Below are 17,195 nucleotides of genomic sequence, written 5' to 3' on the forward strand. Positions count from 1 at the left end.
GCGCTCACGACACACGGTCGCCCTGACTGCGCTACTTCGCGCTCACAGCGAACCGCTGTCCCAGGCAGCCCTGATCATCGCCCACCCGGCAGCCCGCTCATAAACGGCCGCGGTCAGCCAGGCCACAGCCAGCCGTTCCGCATCATGCGGATCCAACCTCCCGAACACATCCCGGGTACGCCGCACACCCGCCGCCCCGAGCCCCTCAACAACCGCCACCGCCGTCCCAAGCTGAGCAGCCGCAAGCCGCCGCGAATCACCCGCCACCCCCGACACCAGCGCCGAACGCCCGCCCGCCACCACCCGCTCAAGCCGATACCGCACCAGATGAAGCGGCGGCCCCTCCACCTCCTCCTCCACGCCATCAGTGATCCCGCTTGCAGTGCCGCCCCTCATGAGCGGTCCCGCTTCCACTTCCGGTCCATGAGCCGCTTCCGGAATTCCATGAGCCTGTCCCGGTCCCGATCCGTGAACCTGTCCCGCTTCCGGTCCATGAGCCGGTCCGGCTTGCGGACCCGTTCCCGGACCCGTTCCCGTTCCCGTTCCCGTTCCCGTTCCCGTTCCCGGACCCGTTCCCGGACCCGGACCCGGACCAGAACCCGGTCCCGGACCCGGACCAGGACCCGGAGCCGTTCCCGGACCAGGAGCCCGTCCCGGACCAGGAGCCCGTCCCGGACCAGGAGGCCGTCCCGGACCCGGACCCGCTTCCGTTCCTGGGACTGGTGCCGGTGACGGGCCTGGAGCCGGTGTGGGGATGGGCTGGGCCGGAGGAGTGGTGGTGGGGAGGTCGGTGCGGGTGAGGGATGTGGTGCCCAGATCGAGGTGGCCGCCGTGACGGGTGGGGAGCCAGGCGGCCGTGAAGGCGAGGGCGGCGACCCGGCGTGGGCCGGTGAAGCGGGCGATGAGGCGGATGCGGGATCCGGTGGCGTGGGTGGCGAGTGTTCGCAGGTTGGCGACGTAGGGGAGGGACGGGTCGTCGTAGGGGGCGGTCACCACGACCGTGCGTGGACGTTCGTTGGCGGCATGCCGGTCGGTGGAGGGGAGCGCGTCGCGGTGGTCGGTGGCGAGGAGCAGGCCGCGGTGGTCGGAGCCGAGGATGGTGCCGTCGAGGAAGGCCAGGTCGTGGCTGGCGGGGCGGGCATGGTCGGGCAGGGTAGCGGCGTGGAGCCAGCGGTCGGCTTGCGTTCGATGGTCGTCGGCCCAGAGGGTGGCCAGTGGGGGGTCGAACCAGTTGCTGCCGGGGGCCTTCACCGCTTGACGGTCGTGGCCGTGGCTGAGGCGGCCGGTGGGGGAGGCGTGGGCGTTGACCGCCAGGAGGCCCGCGCGGGACAGGTCGTGGTGGCTGAGCCGCACCTCACCCAGGTCCACCGAAGCCCCCGTCGGGGAGACCTGGGCCGCGGTATCCGGGGTGGCGGGTTTGATGTCGGAGATCACCCACAGGCGGCCGTCGGCGTCGGCGAGGTAGGTGACGGCGCCGGCGTGGCCTGTTGCCGCGCGTACGGGTTCGCAGAACAGGCCGTGGAGGCGGAGGTCGCCGACGGGTTCGTAGTCGCGGCGGGCGACTCCGATTGCCGAGGCGTCGCCTGTGGACACGCGGTGGCAGGCGGTGAGGAGGTCGCGCAGGTCGTCGGTGAGGGTGGAGAGGCGGAATGCGGGGTCGTCGTGGCGGGCTGAGCGTAGGTGTTCGACGACGCGGATTGCGTACGCTGCGGGGGTGTGGAGGCCTGTTGCTCTGGCCTGGTGGACGGCTCGGAGGAGGTCGGCCTGGGCGACCGCGCCTGCTCCGGGGATTCCCGTGGAGAGCACCGCGGCCGCGGCCGACCACAGCCCGCGGGCCGCGTCTCGTTGAGCGTCAGTGACCTGCGCCGGGGGAAGCGGCGCGGCAACCTGGGGGGTGACGGGCGGCTCGGCGACCGCGATGGGGGCTGCGCTGAGGACGGCGGCCCGGTGCAGGCAGCGGGGGGACAGCAGGCAGCTGCAGGTGGCGTCGGCGGCGGTGGTGACCGGGGTGGTGAGGGTGACGGTTGTCCGGTCGTCGGGGTGGACCGTGATCTGGGCGCCGGTCTGCTGGACGGGCCAGGTGGCGGCCTGGGTGACGCTCTGGTCGAGGTGGCCCCGGAGGCGTGCGGGGAGGACGGCCACCGCATCGGCGGTGACCGCGGCCGGGACCGGTGGCAGGGCCATCGACGGTGGGGTCATCGGACCTGGTCTCCGATCCAGCGGGCTAGTTCGGTGGGGCTGAGGGCTGCCACGGGCATGCCGGCTGCGGCCAGCTGGGCGGCTGTGCCGGTGCTGTAGCGGGGGGCGCCGCGGTCGTCGAGGCTGGTGCAGCCGAGCAGGGTGATGCCGTCGTCCGTCAGGGCGCGGGTCGCGGTGAGGAGGCCGCCGAGCGGGAAGCCCTCCTCGAAGTCGCTGATCGTGATGACCAGGGTGCGGCTGGGCACGAGGGCGATCTGCCGGGCGTAGCGCAGTGCGGCCGCGATGTGGGTGCCGCCTCCGACGCGGATCTCCAGCAGGAGGGAGAGCGGGTCGGTGACGCGGTCGGTCAGGTCGATGACCTCGGTCGAGAACGTCACGAAATGGGTACGCAGAGCGGGCACCCCCGCCACGATCGACGCCGTCAGGGCCGCCCAGATCGTCGACTGCTCCATGGAACCGGAGACGTCGACCAGGAGGATCACCTGCCAGTCGACGCTGCGCCGGCCGGGGGTGCGAAAGACCGGCCGCTCCGGGACGAGCTGCGGTCGTCCGGCCGCATCCGCTCGTACGGTGTGCAGGTTGCGCCGCACCGTAGCTGCCAGATCGAGGCGTCCCGTGGGGCGCAGGGTCGGCCGTGACGTCCCCAGGCCCGTGAGCGCCGGACGGATCCTTCGAGCCAGTTGCGCCGTCAGCTCCGCGGTGAGCCGGGCGACGAGTGGCCGCAGCCGCGCCAGCCGTGCCTCGGGCAGACCGCCGGCCAGGGACAGCACGGCGTGCAGCAGGTCGATCGAGGGCCGGACCCGCTCCGGGTCGGCGGCCAGCACCGCGTCGAGCCTGCCGTGCTCGGCCGCCCGGGCCAGCACCTCGTCGCGCACGTCGGCGCCGAAGAGCGCTTCCAGCTCGTCGAGCCAATCACGAACCTGCGGGTACGCGGCATCCTGCCCGCCGCCACCACCCGCCGTCCACGCACCCTCGCCGTGACCGGCGCCGTAGAGCTCGTCGAGCGCTGTCGCGAGCCGTCGCTGCCGGGCCGGGAGCTGGTCACTCTCGCGGCCCAGCAACAGCCGCCAGCGCTGCTCAGCAGTGATCGTCGAGGGAAGGGCCGTGGGAGACGGCCCGGTGAGAGATGGCGCGGAGGGAGATGGCGCGGCGGGGGTCGGGTGGGGATGGTCGGTGGTGGGCGGGAGGGCGAGGGCGGTCAGGGCTGCCAGGCCGGCGCGGTCGGCGGCGAGCCAGGTGGCGAGGGTGGCGGCGTCGGTGGGGAGGTGCTCGTCGAGGGGGCCGTGCCGGTCGGTGACGGTGGCCAGGAGGCGGTCGCGGTCGGCGGGGGTGAGGGCGTCGAAGCCACCGCGAAGGGCGGGCAGACGGCGTACGAAATCGTCGTCCGGGAGGTTGTCGATCGTGGTGAGCAGCGGGGTGAGGATCTCGTCGCCGGATTGCAGGAGGGCACCGGCGACGCTGAGCGCGCCGCGCAGCCGGTCGGTCGCGGCCGTGTCGGGCAGGGTGACCCAGGAGGCGAGGCGTTCGCCGAAGGCACCGGGTTGTTCGTGGCCGGTCAGGACGCCGACCGCGGCCGCCGCTCCACGGATCAAGGGGGAGCCGTCGCGGGTCAGGGCCCGGATCGCGTGGCCCAGCCGCAGCAGCAGGCCGGCCTCGTCGGCGGCGCGGACCAGGTCGTAGAGGGCACGGGCGTCCTCGACGCGGGTCGAGCCCGCCGTCCCGGCAACGGCCGCAACCGCTGCCGCGTGCAGGTCGGCGCGGGCCTCCGCCACGGCTGTGCCGAAAGCGGCCGGGGCGAGGTGGGGGAAGTGGCCTTTGTCGAGACGGGTGAGGAGGTGGAGGGCGGTGACGAGCTGGGTGATGGTGCCGGTCCGGCAGACGGAGCGGCGCAGGTCGGTGAGGCGGGTGTGGGTGAGGGCGGTGGCGGCGCAGGACGCCGCGGCTTCGAGGCCGGTGAGGGACTGGTCCGGGGTGGGCCCGCCGGCCCGGGTCTCGCGGTGGCGGCGGGTGGTCAGCATGCCCTCGGCGGCTCGGGCGAGGGTGACGCCGTGCAGGCCGGCGAGGGCGAGTGCCGCGTCCGTGCCGGGGGTCCATTCCAGTCGCCAGGTGCTGGTCAGTGACTCGCCACCCACGGCGGGACCGGCGGTGCCGGGGGTGGCGTAGGGGATGCCGCAGGCGGTGAGCCGGCGGATCGCCAGGTCGCGGGCGCGGTCGGTCGGGGAGCGCAGCGGGTCGAGGCGTAGTCGCTGGGCGGGCCGGCCGGGGCCGGGGAGTTTCAGCCGGGTGAGTTCCCGCTCGACGGCGGGGCGCAGGCCGGTGACGGGGGCTCCTGCGGGAAGCCGGCCGCGTTGCCGTCCGATCAGGACGGTTTCCATGGCCCGGGCGACGCCGCGGCCTGCACCGGCCGGCGAGCCCTGGGCCAGGACGGTCTGCAGGGCTTCGACGAGTTCGCCGCGTCCCGGTGCCGGGAGCGTGCGCATTCCCGCCAGGTCCGCGGCGAGCCGGGTGACCTCGGCGGCCTCGCCCGGGCCGGCGGGGTGACCCTGGGCGCGTAGTTCGCGGGTGACCTCCACGGCGAACGCCCCCGCCGCCGCACGGATCCGGGCGGGGTCGGCGTCGCAGTCGTGGACGGCCTGCTGCCAGCGTGGGTCGCGGATGCCCGCCGGATAGCCGGATCGGGCGTCGAGCAGGTCGAACGTGTACGGCACCAGCGAGATCACCGGCTCGGGCCGGGTGGCGGCGGCGTCATCCGGCACCGGCCCGCTGAGCAGCGCCGGGGCGTGGAAGGCGCCGACGACGACCGCGACCCGTCCGGGCGTACGCGTGATGTGGCCCCGCATCCACCCCTCCCGCCGCAGATCCAGCGGGTCCACGACGGTGTTGTGCCGCAGCGCCCACCCGGCGGCCAGCGCGGCCCGCCGTACGGCTTCCGGGGTGGAACCGGGCGCACCCGCCTCGATCAGCCGGTCCCACAGGTCGTCGTCGTCCCGCCCGGTCAGCGCCGTCCGCACCACCGCGCCCAGCGACGGCCCAGACGCACCCTCCCGGCCGGACTCCCAGGCGGGGTCGGTCAACGGCAGATCACAGCAGATCACGGGTACGCCGTTGCGCTGAGCCCAGCGCAGAGCGGCCAGCTCCGGGCTGAAGTCGGCGAACGGGTAGAACACGAGCGCGTCCGCCGCGAGCGCCACCGGGGCGGTGGTGCCCGGGTCGGCGAGCCAGCGCACCCACGGCTGCATCTCCGCGGGGAGCTCCACCAGCACCGTCTCCGGGGCGAACGCCTCGAGCAGGGCCGGCACGGCGGCGGCCAGGACCGGAGAATGATGACGTACGCCGACCAGCAGCACCCGGTCGTCCCCGGCCAGCTCCCCGACGAGTGCCCGGGGATCAGTCACGCAGCACGTCCCGGTGCTCCCACAGCTGACGCCACGATCGCGAACCGGCCTCGGCCCGCCGCCGCAGAGCCCCGTCCCAGTAGGCGAGGAGCCGCGCCGCGTCGGCGGGATCATCCTTGCGGGCCACGCCGAGCAGGTGCCCGGGCAGCAGCGACAGCGGGTCGGGGCCGGGCAGATACGCGGCGGCGAGCCCGATCGATGCGGCGACCGCGACCGCTTCGGCGGTGCTCATGACCGACGACGGGCGTTCGACCTCCCAGCCTTCGGCGCTCTGGCCCGTACGCAGATCGCGGAACGCCGTCACCAGGATCGCGAGCACGTCCTCATCGACGGCGAACGTCGCACCACCGCGCTCGACCGCCGCCGTCGCCTGCCGGGTGACCAGGGCGACCTCGGCGTCGAAGTCGGCGATGGGCGGCACGACCTCGAAGTTGAACCGGCGTTTGAGCGCCGCGGACATCTCCGACACCCCGCGGTCGCGCAGGTTCGCGGTCGCGATCAGGCAGAAACCCGGCACGGCGTAGCCGACCGCGCCGTCCTGCCCGGCGAGCTCCGGCACGGTGATGCGGCGCTCGGACATGATCGAGACGAGGGCGTCCTGGACCTCCGGGAGGCACCGGGTGATCTCCTCGACCCGGGCCACCGCCCCGGTCGTCATCGCGGTCAGGATCGGCGACGGCACGAGCGACTCCGCCGACGGTCCCTTCGCGAGCAGCAGCGCGTAGTTCCAGCCGTACCTCAGCTGGTCCTCGCTGGTGCCCGCCGTGCCCTGCACGGCCAGGGCGCTCGTGCCGCAGATCGCCGCGGCGAGCAGCTCCGACAGCATCGATTTCGCGGTGCCGGGCTCGCCGACCAGCAGCAGCCCGCGCTCGCCGGCGAGGGTGACGACGCAGCGCTCGACCAGCGCCCGCTCGCCGACGAACTTCGCGTCGATGACCCGGCTGCCGCCGGGCCCCGGGACCGGGGCGCCGCCCGAACCGCAGACGAAGGTCACCACCGCCCGAGGGGTCAGGCGCCAGCCCGGCGGACGCCGGCCGTCGTCGGCCGCGGCGAGGAACGTCAGCTCCTCGGCGTGCAGGTGCTCGGGCGGATCGATCTGGCGGACGGCGGTCACGGCTGTTCCTTCAGGTCGTGGTAGCGGGGGATGTCGCCGGCGGTGACCCTGCTCCACGCCGCGGCGAACAGCTCGGGCAGGGCCAGGGGCACGAGCCGCCGGTTGCCGGCCTCGACGTACAGCGACTGTTTCCAGGTCTCCACCGGCAGCCGCGGCGCCCTGGCAGGGAGCCAGCCGCCCGGCAGGAACACCGGCCGCCCGGCTCGTTCCCGTTTCGCCGCCACCACCAGACCGGCGGTGGTGAGCGCTTCCTGCGCCTTGCGCAAAGCGGCGGGTTTCCAGCCGTTCCACGCCTGGACCGCCTTGTCGGTCGGGTCGGGCAGGGCGAGCAGCTGCAGATAGTACGCCGCCACCGCGCTGTCGCAGCCGAACTTCTCCGCCACCTCGGCGACCAGATGCGGGACGCTGACCCGCGGATCGTGCGGCTCCCCGATGGCATCCTCGGGAGTGGACACGGCGCCGTCGATCCAGCCGGACAGCAGGATCCGCAGCGCCACCGCGGTGCCGTCGTCGACGAAGCCCAGGGCCGGATCGTCGTCACCGGTCAGCTTCGCCGGGGCGAGATGATGGGTCACGAACGCGTTCGTCGCGTGCCCGTCGACCAGCGCCGGTCCGGCATCCGGGCGCTCGTTCACCGGGTGGAGCCCGCTCCCGACCAGCAGGTGGGGGTTGCGCAGCCGGGCCCGGGCCCGCTCCAGCGCACCGGGCAGTGCGGCCCGCAGCGGGTCGTCCCACGACAGCCTGTACGCCAGCCACGGCAGCGCCGTCGCCACGGCGTTCAGCCAGATCCCGTCGAACGGCTCGCCGTCGTCCGCCCCGGTCCGCACGTCGTAGTACGACTCGACCCGCGACCGGCCGTCGGTGCTGAGCCAGTCACCGTCCTGTGGCCCCGCGATCGCCTGCAGCATCGCCGCGGCCCGCGCGTCGTCGATGACCCGGGCCAGCTCCGCGACCAGGTCCTCCGGCACGGCGATCCGGTGTCCCCGCAGCCGGATCCACTCCCGGGCGATCGCATCCACGTCGGGTCCCCGCTCCCACAGGGCGGCCGGGTCAGCGGGCATCGCCGCGTCCAGCAGCGCGATCCGCTGCCGGAACCGCAGCGGGGCCAGGGCCGCGCGGGCGACCTTCGCCTGCGCCGCGGAGAGGCCGAGCGTCGCGCGCTGCCCGGCGGTGAGGAAGTTGGACTCCCACACCTGCATGCCGGGCAACCCCGCGAGCAGCAGCGTCGCCTCGGCCCGGGTCATGCCGGTCGCCGCGGCCAGTTCCTCGGCCGCCTCCGGGCGCCACGGGGCCGGCCCGCGCTCGGCCAGCAGGGTGCAGAACGCCGTCAGCCCCGCGCCACCCAGCCGGCCGCCGGGCCGCACCTCCTCGCGTACGGTCAGATCGGGGGGAAGGGTGAACACCCCGCCGGGGGAGACCTGGATGGCGTCCCGGCTCCACGAATATCCGCCGGCGGTGTAGTGCTGCTCGGGTGGGAACAGCACGGTGACCTGCGGCCCGTCGCGGTGCACGACAACCTTCGACTCGGTCATCCGTGGCTGGGTCAGCTCCAGCACGCGCAGCGGCGTCCCGTCACCGGCGAGGGGCGTGCCGGCGATCGTGGTGAGCAGGGCCGTCAGAGCCGTACGGTCGGCGTCGCTGGTCACCGCGGCCGCCGCGCGCAGAGCGACCGCGCCGAGACCGGTCAGCAGCGCCGTCCAGCCCGCGGTGGCCACGGGGATGTCCCCGGGCTGGTCCGACCCACCCAGCAGCGCGCCCACAGCGGCCACCTGCTCGAGGATGTCGTGCCGAGATCCGGCCGGACCGGAGTAGTAGGTGTGGCGGGAGCCGGACAGGCCGTCCCACGCCAGCCGCAGGGCCTCGTCGGTGACGGCGGGCACCGGACGCTCGGGTGTCGCCTGCGCCCCCAGGTGCCGGGGGATCTCGGCGATCCGGCGGCGCATCCGTACGGCGAGGGCGACCACCTCGACGACCCGGTCCCGCAGGACGGTGTCGGTGACCGCCGGCAGGTGCGCCGCGACGTTGGCCGCGACCGCTTCCTTGACCCGGATCGTCCCGGTCACCGTGTCGTCGACGGCGAGCAGCGCCGCCGCGGTGGTCTCGTCGAGGACCCGCAGCGCGGCCGAACCCGCCTCGTCGCGGGCCCGCAGCGCGTGCCACCACTCGAACGGCGGCAGCGTCGTGGTCAGTTCGCCGAGCTCGGCGAGCACGTGCCCGCCGTCGGCCGTCCACACCCGCATCCGACCGCCCGGATATCCGGGACGCCGGGTCACCGGCAGCGGCACCGCCGAGCCGGGCAGCGTGACAGCACCCACCAGCGGCTCGTTGCGCCCGTCGACCCCGGAGAGCGTGACCCGGCGGCCGTCGACGCCCTCACCCGTCTGGGTCCCGGAGGAGGTGGAGGTGACCCGCCAGCCGGTCAGGCCGTCGTGCCACCCCAGCGGCGACGCCGCGAACTCCTTCGGCGCCGGATGCAGCCGGCTCGCCTCGGTGACCAGCTCCCCGGCGGCACCGGCGAGGAACGCGGGAACGCTGACCCGGCCGCCGTCGCCGGTCAGCGGGTCGAACTCCCGCCACCGCCAGGCGTGGTCGCCGGAGTCGCCGCGCTCCCACTCGCAGCGCCAGAACGCCTGCCCGTCGCTCACCAGCGGATAGGCGTGGCCGGGACCGCGGGCGTCCCCGGCGTGCACGGGCTGGGCACCGGTGGTGACGCCGCCGCCGGGCAGGGGCAGCGGTGTCGCCGGCACACCCCACCCGGGCCGCTGCAGCTGCCAGTCGGCGCCGGTCAGCTCCGCGGGCCGCGACGCCCAGTAGGCGGCCGGGCCGTGCTCACTCAGCCAGGACACGATCAGGTCACCGTCGGCAGAAAGACAGGACACCTGGGTGTACGCGCTGGGCGCCATCCGCTGCCCCGCCGCCGGGTAACGGAACGTGTGCTCGGTGGTCGCGCCGTCCGGCTCGATCACGTGCGCCGAATGCTGGTCGTGGACGACCAGCTGCGGCCACCCGGCGCCGATCTGGATGCCCTTCTTCTCCTTGGCGACGGCTTCGTAGGCGGGCCAGCAGAGCTCGGTCAGCAACCCGGCGCGCAGCGTCCGCGCCACCACGGCCGCGGCGTCGAGCTCGTGCAGCCGCCGGAACCCGCCGGGCGCGAGCGCCATGCCCGCGGGTGACCAGAGCGGCGCCAGGCCGCTCAGGTCGGCGTCGAGCGCGGTGATCGTGCCGTCGCCGGCCCGCCCGGTGCGTTCCAGGATCAGGCCGATGAGCACGTCGCGGACACCGGCGGCGCTGAACGCGAGCTCCAGGGTCGGCACCGGCAGAGCGGGGCTGTTGAGGCTCGTGCCGGTGCGGAGCCGGGAGAGCGCGTCGCTGACCCCGAGTGCCAGCGCCGGGCGCAGCTCCGGATCGGCGGCGATCGCCGCCAGGTCGCGGCGCCCGGCACCCTCGTCCTGCGACCACGCCGCGACGTCGAAGCCCGTGCCCCGGTGGCCCCGCCCGATGCCTGCCCGGACACCGCCGGCGACACACAGGTCGAGCACGTCCAGCTCGGCGGTCCACGACGAGGAAGCCAGCTGCACGCCGTCCTCGGCGACCAGCCGGGGAATCATCCGTTCCACCAGCGCCAGCAGCCGCTCGTTGCGGACCTTCCGCCCGGAGAGCCGCCGGGCCAGCAGGCGTTCCAGCCAGCGGCTCGCGAGCCCCGGCGTGAACCCGGCCGCCACCGTTGTCAGGGCCACGTCGGCGCCCGAGGCCGACAGCAGCTCCAGCCACTGGTCGGTCATATCGGTGTTGTAGCCGGGCGGCTCGGGGACTATCTCCAGCAGCCGGGCACGGATCACGGCGTCGCACTTGCCGAGGCGCACCAGGCTCTTGCGGTAGGCCTTCCACACCGAGGGGTGGGCGCGCCCCATCGCGGGGAAGCTCAGCAGCCGGGTGACGACCTCGTCGGCCTCCGCCTCGGGATCGCGACCCGCCGCCCTCGCCAGCCGGGCGAGGTCGGCCGCCATCGAGACGTGCGGCGACAACCCGCCCGCGACCCGTTGCAGGGCAAGGCTTTTCACCAGCTCGTACGCCTCGGCAGCAGGCCGCCGGTCGACCACGCCCCGGGTGTACTCCGCGAGCATGGCCGCCGTGAGCGCCCCGGCGAACGCGAACTCCAGGTGCACGTCGCGCACCCGGTCCTCGTCCACAACCAGCCCGTGGACCTGCTCGGCACGGCGCGCCGCCGTGAAACAGGTCCCCGCCATCCGCGCATTGCCGGCGGCGATGAACGCCCGCCCCGCCTGCTCCCAGAACGTCGGCAGGAACTGCGGCGCGGCGGCGTCGAGCCGCCGGGCGAGCGCGTCGTAGCCGTCCTTCGCGTTGCCCGGCTTGCCGCCGGCGACCCGGGCGAGCTTCTCCATCTCCTTGACCAGCGCCAGCGCGTGCCGCCCGTTCGCCGGGTCGTGCACGAGCGCCCACGCCGGGAAACCCAGCGCCTGGCGCCGCGCGTGCCCGACCGCGACCGGCTCCCCGGCGGGGGCGAAACCGAGGAACTCCATGCTCAGATCCTCGGCGGGACCGACGGCCGCCCCGACCAGCCGCACCACTGTGCGTCCCTCCAGGACCGGATGCCGGTAGGAGCGGGCAGCAACGGCATCGAGGGCACCGTCCCCGGGCGGGCCGGGCAGAACGGCGCCGGCCTCCAGCAGCACGTCACTCATCGGGTGCCCTCCTCATCGGTGACGCGACCGGCGTGCAGGGTCGCGGCCATCCGCAGCCCTTCCGACCACGCGACAGGCGGCACGTCCATCAGGGGGATCGCCTTCCCGGCCGCGTCGGTGAACTCCAGCTCCGACGTCTCCGCCTCCCACGACGGGTCACCGTCACCGATCCAGACCGCCGCCACCACCGTCACGCCCTCCTCCCACACCTTGCAGACGGCTGTGCCACCCTGCACGCGGTAGCCCGCCGAGGTGGCCCGGGTCTGGGCGTGCCGCAGCTCCTTGAACCGGGCATCGGCGTATCGGGCGATCTCCCTGCGGTGCCCCGCCTCGTCGGCCGGCTTGTGCCAGACCTCCCGGAACAGCTGCAACAGCCCCTGCTGCACGCCGAGGTCGGCGGCGAACTCCCGCAGATCCCCGAGGTCGGGCAGCCGAACCGGATGCGGGATCGCCACGGTGGCCGTAGCGATCTGAGTGGACTCCCCATCAAGGTCGACGATGCCGAGCACCCCGTCAGCACCGGCCTCCCGCAGCAGCCCCGCCCCGGCGACATCCCACTCACCCCCTGCGGTGACGGGAACGACAACAAGATCCCGCAGCACGGCCCGCCACACCTCGTCGGCCCACACCTGCCCGATCAGCACAGCCGGCACCGGCAGCGAACGGATCATCCACCGCTCCACCTCCGCCCGGCACGACGCCTCATGCCGCCGCAGCCACTCCACAAGCTGCCGCAGCCCCACGACGGCCTCGTGCTCCCTGACCGCCTTCGGCACACTCCTCAAGGTCTTGCCCTGCGCGGTCCGCGCCACGACTTTCCCCTGGTCAAGACTGACCTCATAGCCGGCCCCCGCAGCCACCCACCCCATGGACATCCCCTCATCGAAGCGTGCCGCGGATTGTGCCACCGACCCCCGACATTTTCCCCGCCCCCGAGGCCGCACGTGCGCAGCCTGCGTTGTTCATGACGTCAACCGTCACCGATCCGCGGTTCGCCGGGCAGAGGCGTGCATGCCGAGCTGCCCGGGAACGTCACGGTCCGGCGGGTCTCGGCGACCGGCCTCGCGGCCTACCCGGTGGGTGCCACCTCACGGCCCGATCAGTGTCCTGAGTCTCTGATTCATGTGCGGTGGGTGGCGAGCGCGGCGGGATCCGGCCACGGGCACGAAATTGCGTTGAAACCCGCAACGCCGCAATCTTCTGCGGGGTTAGGTGTCAAGCGCAGGCCCATCACGACTGGCCAGGAAACACATGTTCTGCTGTCAGACACGATTACCCGGACTTGACAAGAGACCCCGCATAATTTGTCGCATCCGGAACCACCGGCTCAGAACACTGGAAATGCCGGATCAGCGCCGGCGGATCGTGTAGTGCAGGGTCATGAACGGCAGGCCGTAGAGGGTGAAGGCGTGTTCGGCGCGGAGTTCGCCGTTGTCGGTGAAGACGTCGAGGCGTTCGGCGAAGCCGGGGGCGGCGAGGGTGGTCAGGTCGCGGGTTTCCGGGTCGATGTAGGTCAGGTAGTGGCCGGGATGGGCGAGGTCGCTGTGGCTGGTCAGGACCAGGCCGCCGCCGGGGCGGGGGAGTGGGAGCAGGGTGGCGGTGAAGCTGCCGTGCGGGACCGGGAAGCCGACGCTGACGTAGCCGTGGTCGTCGTGCCGGTAGGTTGTGTAGATGCCGACGTAGATCGGTTCGTCGGTGTCGGCGAAGGAGCGGATCCAGCCGCGTACGCCGATCGCGCCGCCGCCGTCGGGAGTGATGGTGTCGATCCTGCTGCGGACGCCGCGGAGGGTTTCGCGCTGGTTCATGGGTACGTTGGCCTGGCCGACCGGGCGGGCCACCAAGCTGCGGTAGAGCAGGTAGCCGGGGCGTACCCAGAGCCGCCATTCGGGGACGATGTCGAGTGTGAAGCGGGTGGTCCGCTCGTAGAATTCGCGCACCAGCGGGTCCACCCCGGCCGGGTCGAACTGCGGGCCGGCCAGGTCGTCGAGTGAGCCGACGATCCCGACGTCCGCGGCGTTCGCCTCGTAGGTGCCGCCGATGAACTCGGCGAGCGCGCGCACGTAGTCCACGCCGACGTAGCGGGTGCGCGACTCGAGCGGCACCACGAACGGCAGGTCCGCGGCTCGCACCCGTTCGGCGAGCAGATCCACCTGCGGGTCGCGGAACAGCACCGCCGACAGCACCCGGAATCCGACCACCGCGCTCGCCGCCACAGCAGCGGGTGGCGCCGACGTGCCCACGGCCAGCCTCCAGGCCACGCCGACGGCAGCCCCGGCAACCGGCCCGAGCACCACCTTCTGCGGCCGCAACCCGAGTGCCCCGGCCACCGCCCCGGCGGTGAGTCCCACCGTCACCGGCCCGGCGTTTGCGCCGAGCCGGCCGAGCGGCGCCGCGATCGCCCCGCTCATCACCACCCGCGACCACCAGGGCGGAATCTCCCCGGGCCGCTGCCGGGCCCGCGCCACGGCCTCGGAAGCCACCAGCGCGGCCGCCCCCACCAGCCCACCGGTCACCGCTGCCCGCGAACCGCGCCGCCCGGCCATGGCCGCGCCGGCCAGCGCTCCGAGAACCCCGGCGAGCACCAGCCCACCCGCCCGCTGCCGCGCCGCCTTCTCCGTCATGGCCGCACGCTAACAGCCCAGCAACGTGGGAAGGGGCCGCACCGGTCAGGTGTGCAGGGCGCGGAGGGCGGCGAGGAAGCCGTGGCGGTCCGATTCGGGCAGTGCGGCGAGGAGGTCGTTCTCGGCGATGCGGATGGCGGCCTGGATTTGTTGGTGCAGGGCGGTTCCGGCCGGGGTGAGGGCGAGCAGACGGGCGCGGCGATCGGCCGGGTCGGGTTCGCGGTGGATCAGCCCGCGGTGTTGCAGGTCGTCGAGGATCGGGATGAGGCGGGTCTTGTCGGCGCCGATGGCCGTGGCGAGCGCGGACTGCGTGCGCACCGTCCGGCGGCTCAGGGCGGTCAGCACGACGTAGCCCCACATCGACAGCTCGTGCCCGGCCAGGATCGGCTGTTCCATCGCGATCAGGCGGCGGCCGAGCCCCATGACCATCTCCCCGAGATCGGGCCTGCCGGAATCCATGTGCACCAGCTTATAGTAAGCGAATGCATATCATTGAGGCGGACGCCCTGGCGACCCGTGGAAGTGCCGGCGTGGTCGCCCGGGCCACGACCGCCGATCTCACCCTGGCCACGCCGTGCGCGGGGTGGGACCTGCGGGCCCTGCTCGCTCACATGACCGCCCAGCACCGGGGCTTCGCCGCCGCCGCGCGGGGACACGGCGACGACCTCGCGATCTGGCGATCTGGCGACACCGACGAGCCGCTCACGGCGTACGCACAAGCGGTTGACCTGGTCCTGGAAGCCTTCGCCGTGACGGGCGTCCTGGCGCGACCCTTCGCCCTGCCCGAGCTCGGCCGGGTCCTGCCCGGGCGGATCGCCGTCGGATTCCACCTGGTCGACTACGTGGTGCACGGGTGGGACGTCGCCCGCACGATCGGCGTCGGCTTCACGCTCGCCCCGGAGGTGCTCGACGCGGCGCTGGTGGTTGCGGAGGCCGTGCCGAAGGAGAACAGGGTGTCCTTCGCGCCCGCCCTGCCGCTGCCGGAGGACGCGGGCACCCTCGACCGGATCCTGCTGCTACTGGGCCGCGACCCGCATGCGGTCGAGAGTCGTCTCCAGTAGGGGGAGGGCGCGCAGGACCTGCCGGGAGCGGATCAGGGCGTCCCAGAGCGGTTCGAACTTCTTCCACCCCCCGGCGTACGCGAGATGCCGCATCCGGTCCGGCAGCGGCTTCGCGGCAGCCCCGCGCCAGATGTTGCCCCACCGGTAGAAGTCACGGTATGCCTGCCAGTAGCCGGCTTCGAGCTGCTCAGGGGTCATCCCGCGCGGGCGGTGGACGACGTGCCGGGTGTCGTAGAGGTCCCAGTCGTGGTGGACGATCCGGTCGTCGGCCTGCATCCGCTTGTAGAGGGCGGTGCCCGGGTAGGGCGTCATGATGTGGAACGTGGCCGTCTCCAGGCCCGCGCCGACCGCCCAGTCGACGGTGCGGCCGAAGACGTCGGGGCCGTCGCCGTCCATGCCGAAGACGAAGCTGGCGTTGACCATGACGCCCGCGTCGTGCAGGCGGCGGGCGACCGCGTCGTAGTCACGGCCGACGTTCTGGCGTTTGCGCTGCTCGGTCAGGTTGGCCTCGTTGACCGTCTCGAAGCCGACGAACATGCTGCGCAGGCCGGCGGCGTACGCCTTCTCGACCAGACCGGGGGCGAGCACCGCGTCGACCGTGCTCGCCGCCTGCCAGACCCGGCCCATGCCCTTCATGCCCTCGAACAGGGCCTCGGCGAAGCGGCGGTTGCCGAACAGGTGGTCGTCGAGAAAATACAGGTGTTTGCCCGGCAGCCGGTCGATCTCGGCGAGCGCGTCGTCGACCGCCTGCGTGTAGTACGACTTCCCGCCCTCGAAGAACGCATCCTTGTAGCAGAAGTCGCAATGGTGCGGGCAGCCCCGGGACACGACGATCGAGTTCGGCACGAGGTACCGCTCGCGCTTGATCAGGTCGCGCCGGATCGGGGGCAGGCCCTGCAGTGTCCGCGTGGTGGACTCGTAGCGCGAGGCTGCCTCGCCGCGCCGGTAATCGGCCAGGAACTGCGGCCACGTGTCCTCGCCGGGCCCGAGGAAGATCGCGTCGGCGTGCGCGGCGGCCTCGTCCGGCAGCGACGTGACGTGCAGGCCGCCGAGGGCGACGAAGACGCCGCGGGCCCTGTACCGGTCGGCCAGCTCGTACGAGCGCCGCGCCGACGTGATGTACACCTGGATCACCACGACGTCCGGCCGGTCGTCGGCGAGATCGGCCCGCTCGACGTGCTCGTCGACGATGCGCACCTCGTCGTCCGGGCCGAGGTAGCCGGCGAGCGTGGCCAGGCCCAGCGGCGGGAACAGCGAATACTTGATCGGCCGGAACAGCGGGCTGGTCGCCTCGGTCAGCGCGGGAAGGATCATCGTGACTCGCATGCCGTCACGGTAGAAAGCGTTTGCGGAGAAACTGTGCGCCCGCGGAGGAGGTTGCGTGCGGCCTTGCGGAGAAGACCGCACGCACCACTTCACTCGAAGTTGAGGCCGCCGGTGCGGGTGCGCTTGAGCTCGAAGAAGTCGGGGTAGCTCGCCAGGGCCACCGCGCCGTCGAAGATCTTCACGGCCTGCTCGCCCTTGGGGATGCTGCTCAGCACCGGGCCGAAGAACGCCACGCCGTCGATGTGGATCGTCGGGGTGCCGACGTCCGGGCCGACCGGGTCCATGCCCTCGTGGTGGCTCTTGCGCAGCGCGGCGTCGTACTCGTCGCTCTGCGCGGCCTCCGCGAGGGACGCGGGCAGGCCGGCCTCCTCGAGGGACTCCGCGATGACCGCGGCGATGTCGGTCTTGCGGCCCTGGTTGTGGATGCGGGTGCCCAGCGCGGTGTAGAGCGGGGCGAGCACCTGGTCGCCGTGCTGCTGCCAGGCCGCGGTGACCACGCGGACCGTGCCGAGCGAGGCGTTGACCGAGGTGCGGTAGGACTCGGGGAGATCCCGGCCCTCGTTGAGGACGTAGAGGCTCATCACGTGCCAGCGCACGTCGACCTCGCGCTGCTTCTCGACCTCGAGGATCCAGCGGGAGGTGATCCAGGCGAACGGGCACGCCGGATCGAAGTAGAAGTCGACAGTCGTCATGACCCGACGATATGCCGTCCCTTACGGGGAAGCTCCGGGACGCACCCGATTACCGCGCGGATCACTTTCCTCAAGCATCGAGTC

10 protein-coding genes are annotated in these 17,195 nt (G+C 73.2%); 1 reads left to right on the top strand and 9 read right to left on the bottom strand.

The features are described 5' to 3' along the window. Positions 1-42: 42 nt before the first annotated feature. The 7 genes from Ahu01nite_RS51320 to Ahu01nite_RS08370 form a co-directional block, all read right to left on the bottom strand. On the bottom strand, positions 43-2,199 hold the full coding sequence (locus Ahu01nite_RS51320; protein ID WP_203835853.1) for an SWIM zinc finger family protein: 2,157 nt from the start codon (positions 2,197-2,199) through the stop codon (positions 43-45). Next, positions 2,196-5,594: a DUF5682 family protein gene (locus Ahu01nite_RS08345; RefSeq protein ID WP_203836013.1), complete on the bottom strand. Its 3,399-nt coding sequence runs from the start codon at positions 5,592-5,594 to the stop codon at positions 2,196-2,198. Before Ahu01nite_RS08345 ends, Ahu01nite_RS51320 begins: the two co-directional genes overlap by 4 nt. Next, positions 5,587-6,708 carry an ATP-binding protein gene (locus Ahu01nite_RS08350; RefSeq protein ID WP_203835854.1) on the bottom strand — a complete coding sequence of 374 codons (1,122 nt, stop codon included), beginning with the start codon at positions 6,706-6,708 and terminating at the stop codon, positions 5,587-5,589. Before Ahu01nite_RS08350 ends, Ahu01nite_RS08345 begins: the two co-directional genes overlap by 8 nt. After that, complete coding sequence (locus Ahu01nite_RS08355; protein WP_203835855.1) at positions 6,705-11,411, bottom strand: hypothetical protein; 4,707 nt, start codon at positions 11,409-11,411, stop codon at positions 6,705-6,707. Before Ahu01nite_RS08355 ends, Ahu01nite_RS08350 begins: the two co-directional genes overlap by 4 nt. After that, complete coding sequence (locus tag Ahu01nite_RS08360) at positions 11,408-12,286, bottom strand: DUF4132 domain-containing protein (protein ID WP_239158718.1); 879 nt, start codon at positions 12,284-12,286, stop codon at positions 11,408-11,410. Before Ahu01nite_RS08360 ends, Ahu01nite_RS08355 begins: the two co-directional genes overlap by 4 nt. 474 nt (positions 12,287-12,760) lie before the next feature. Next, the gene (locus Ahu01nite_RS08365; protein WP_203835856.1) at positions 12,761-14,032 is read right to left on the bottom strand and encodes a hypothetical protein; all 1,272 of its coding nucleotides are present in this window, start codon (positions 14,030-14,032) and stop codon (positions 12,761-12,763) included. Between the two features lie 45 nt (positions 14,033-14,077). After that, positions 14,078-14,491 (bottom strand): MarR family winged helix-turn-helix transcriptional regulator, encoded by a 414-nt coding sequence (locus Ahu01nite_RS08370; protein WP_203835857.1) that lies wholly within the window; start codon positions 14,489-14,491, stop codon positions 14,078-14,080. 23 nt (positions 14,492-14,514) lie between these two features. Between Ahu01nite_RS08370 and Ahu01nite_RS08375 the strand changes: the two genes are divergently transcribed. After that, a complete protein-coding gene (locus Ahu01nite_RS08375) occupies positions 14,515-15,093 on the top strand; it encodes a TIGR03086 family metal-binding protein (protein WP_203835858.1) in 579 nt (192 codons plus the stop codon). On the opposite strand, the gene Ahu01nite_RS08380 is transcribed toward Ahu01nite_RS08375, so the two are convergent. Next, a complete protein-coding gene (locus Ahu01nite_RS08380; protein WP_203835859.1) occupies positions 15,049-16,419 on the bottom strand; it encodes a B12-binding domain-containing radical SAM protein in 1,371 nt (456 codons plus the stop codon). The genes Ahu01nite_RS08375 and Ahu01nite_RS08380 overlap by 45 nt on opposite strands. Positions 16,420-16,508: 89 nt before the next feature. Next, entirely contained in the window at positions 16,509-17,111 is a 603-nt protein-coding gene (locus Ahu01nite_RS08385) for a mycothiol-dependent nitroreductase Rv2466c family protein (RefSeq protein WP_203835860.1), read from the bottom strand. Positions 17,112-17,195 lie beyond the last annotated feature (84 nt).

It is taken from the genome of Winogradskya humida, assembly GCF_016862215.1.
GTDB lineage: Bacteria > Actinomycetota > Actinomycetes > Mycobacteriales > Micromonosporaceae > Actinoplanes > Actinoplanes humidus.

Coding starts and splice junctions, on each gene's coding strand:
- Ahu01nite_RS08360 (WP_239158718.1), bottom strand. CDS start 12,286: ATGTCCATGGGGTGGGTGGCTGCGGGGGCCGGCTATGAGGTCAGTCTT.
- Ahu01nite_RS51320 (WP_203835853.1), bottom strand. CDS start 2,199: ATGACCCCACCGTCGATGGCCCTGCCACCGGTCCCGGCCGCGGTCACC.
- Ahu01nite_RS08355 (WP_203835855.1), bottom strand. CDS start 11,411: ATGAGTGACGTGCTGCTGGAGGCCGGCGCCGTTCTGCCCGGCCCGCCC.
- Ahu01nite_RS08370 (WP_203835857.1), bottom strand. CDS start 14,491: ATGGATTCCGGCAGGCCCGATCTCGGGGAGATGGTCATGGGGCTCGGC.
- Ahu01nite_RS08375 (WP_203835858.1), top strand. CDS start 14,515: ATGCATATCATTGAGGCGGACGCCCTGGCGACCCGTGGAAGTGCCGGC.
- Ahu01nite_RS08365 (WP_203835856.1), bottom strand. CDS start 14,032: ATGACGGAGAAGGCGGCGCGGCAGCGGGCGGGTGGGCTGGTGCTCGCC.
- Ahu01nite_RS08380 (WP_203835859.1), bottom strand. CDS start 16,419: ATGCGAGTCACGATGATCCTTCCCGCGCTGACCGAGGCGACCAGCCCG.
- Ahu01nite_RS08385 (WP_203835860.1), bottom strand. CDS start 17,111: ATGACGACTGTCGACTTCTACTTCGATCCGGCGTGCCCGTTCGCCTGG.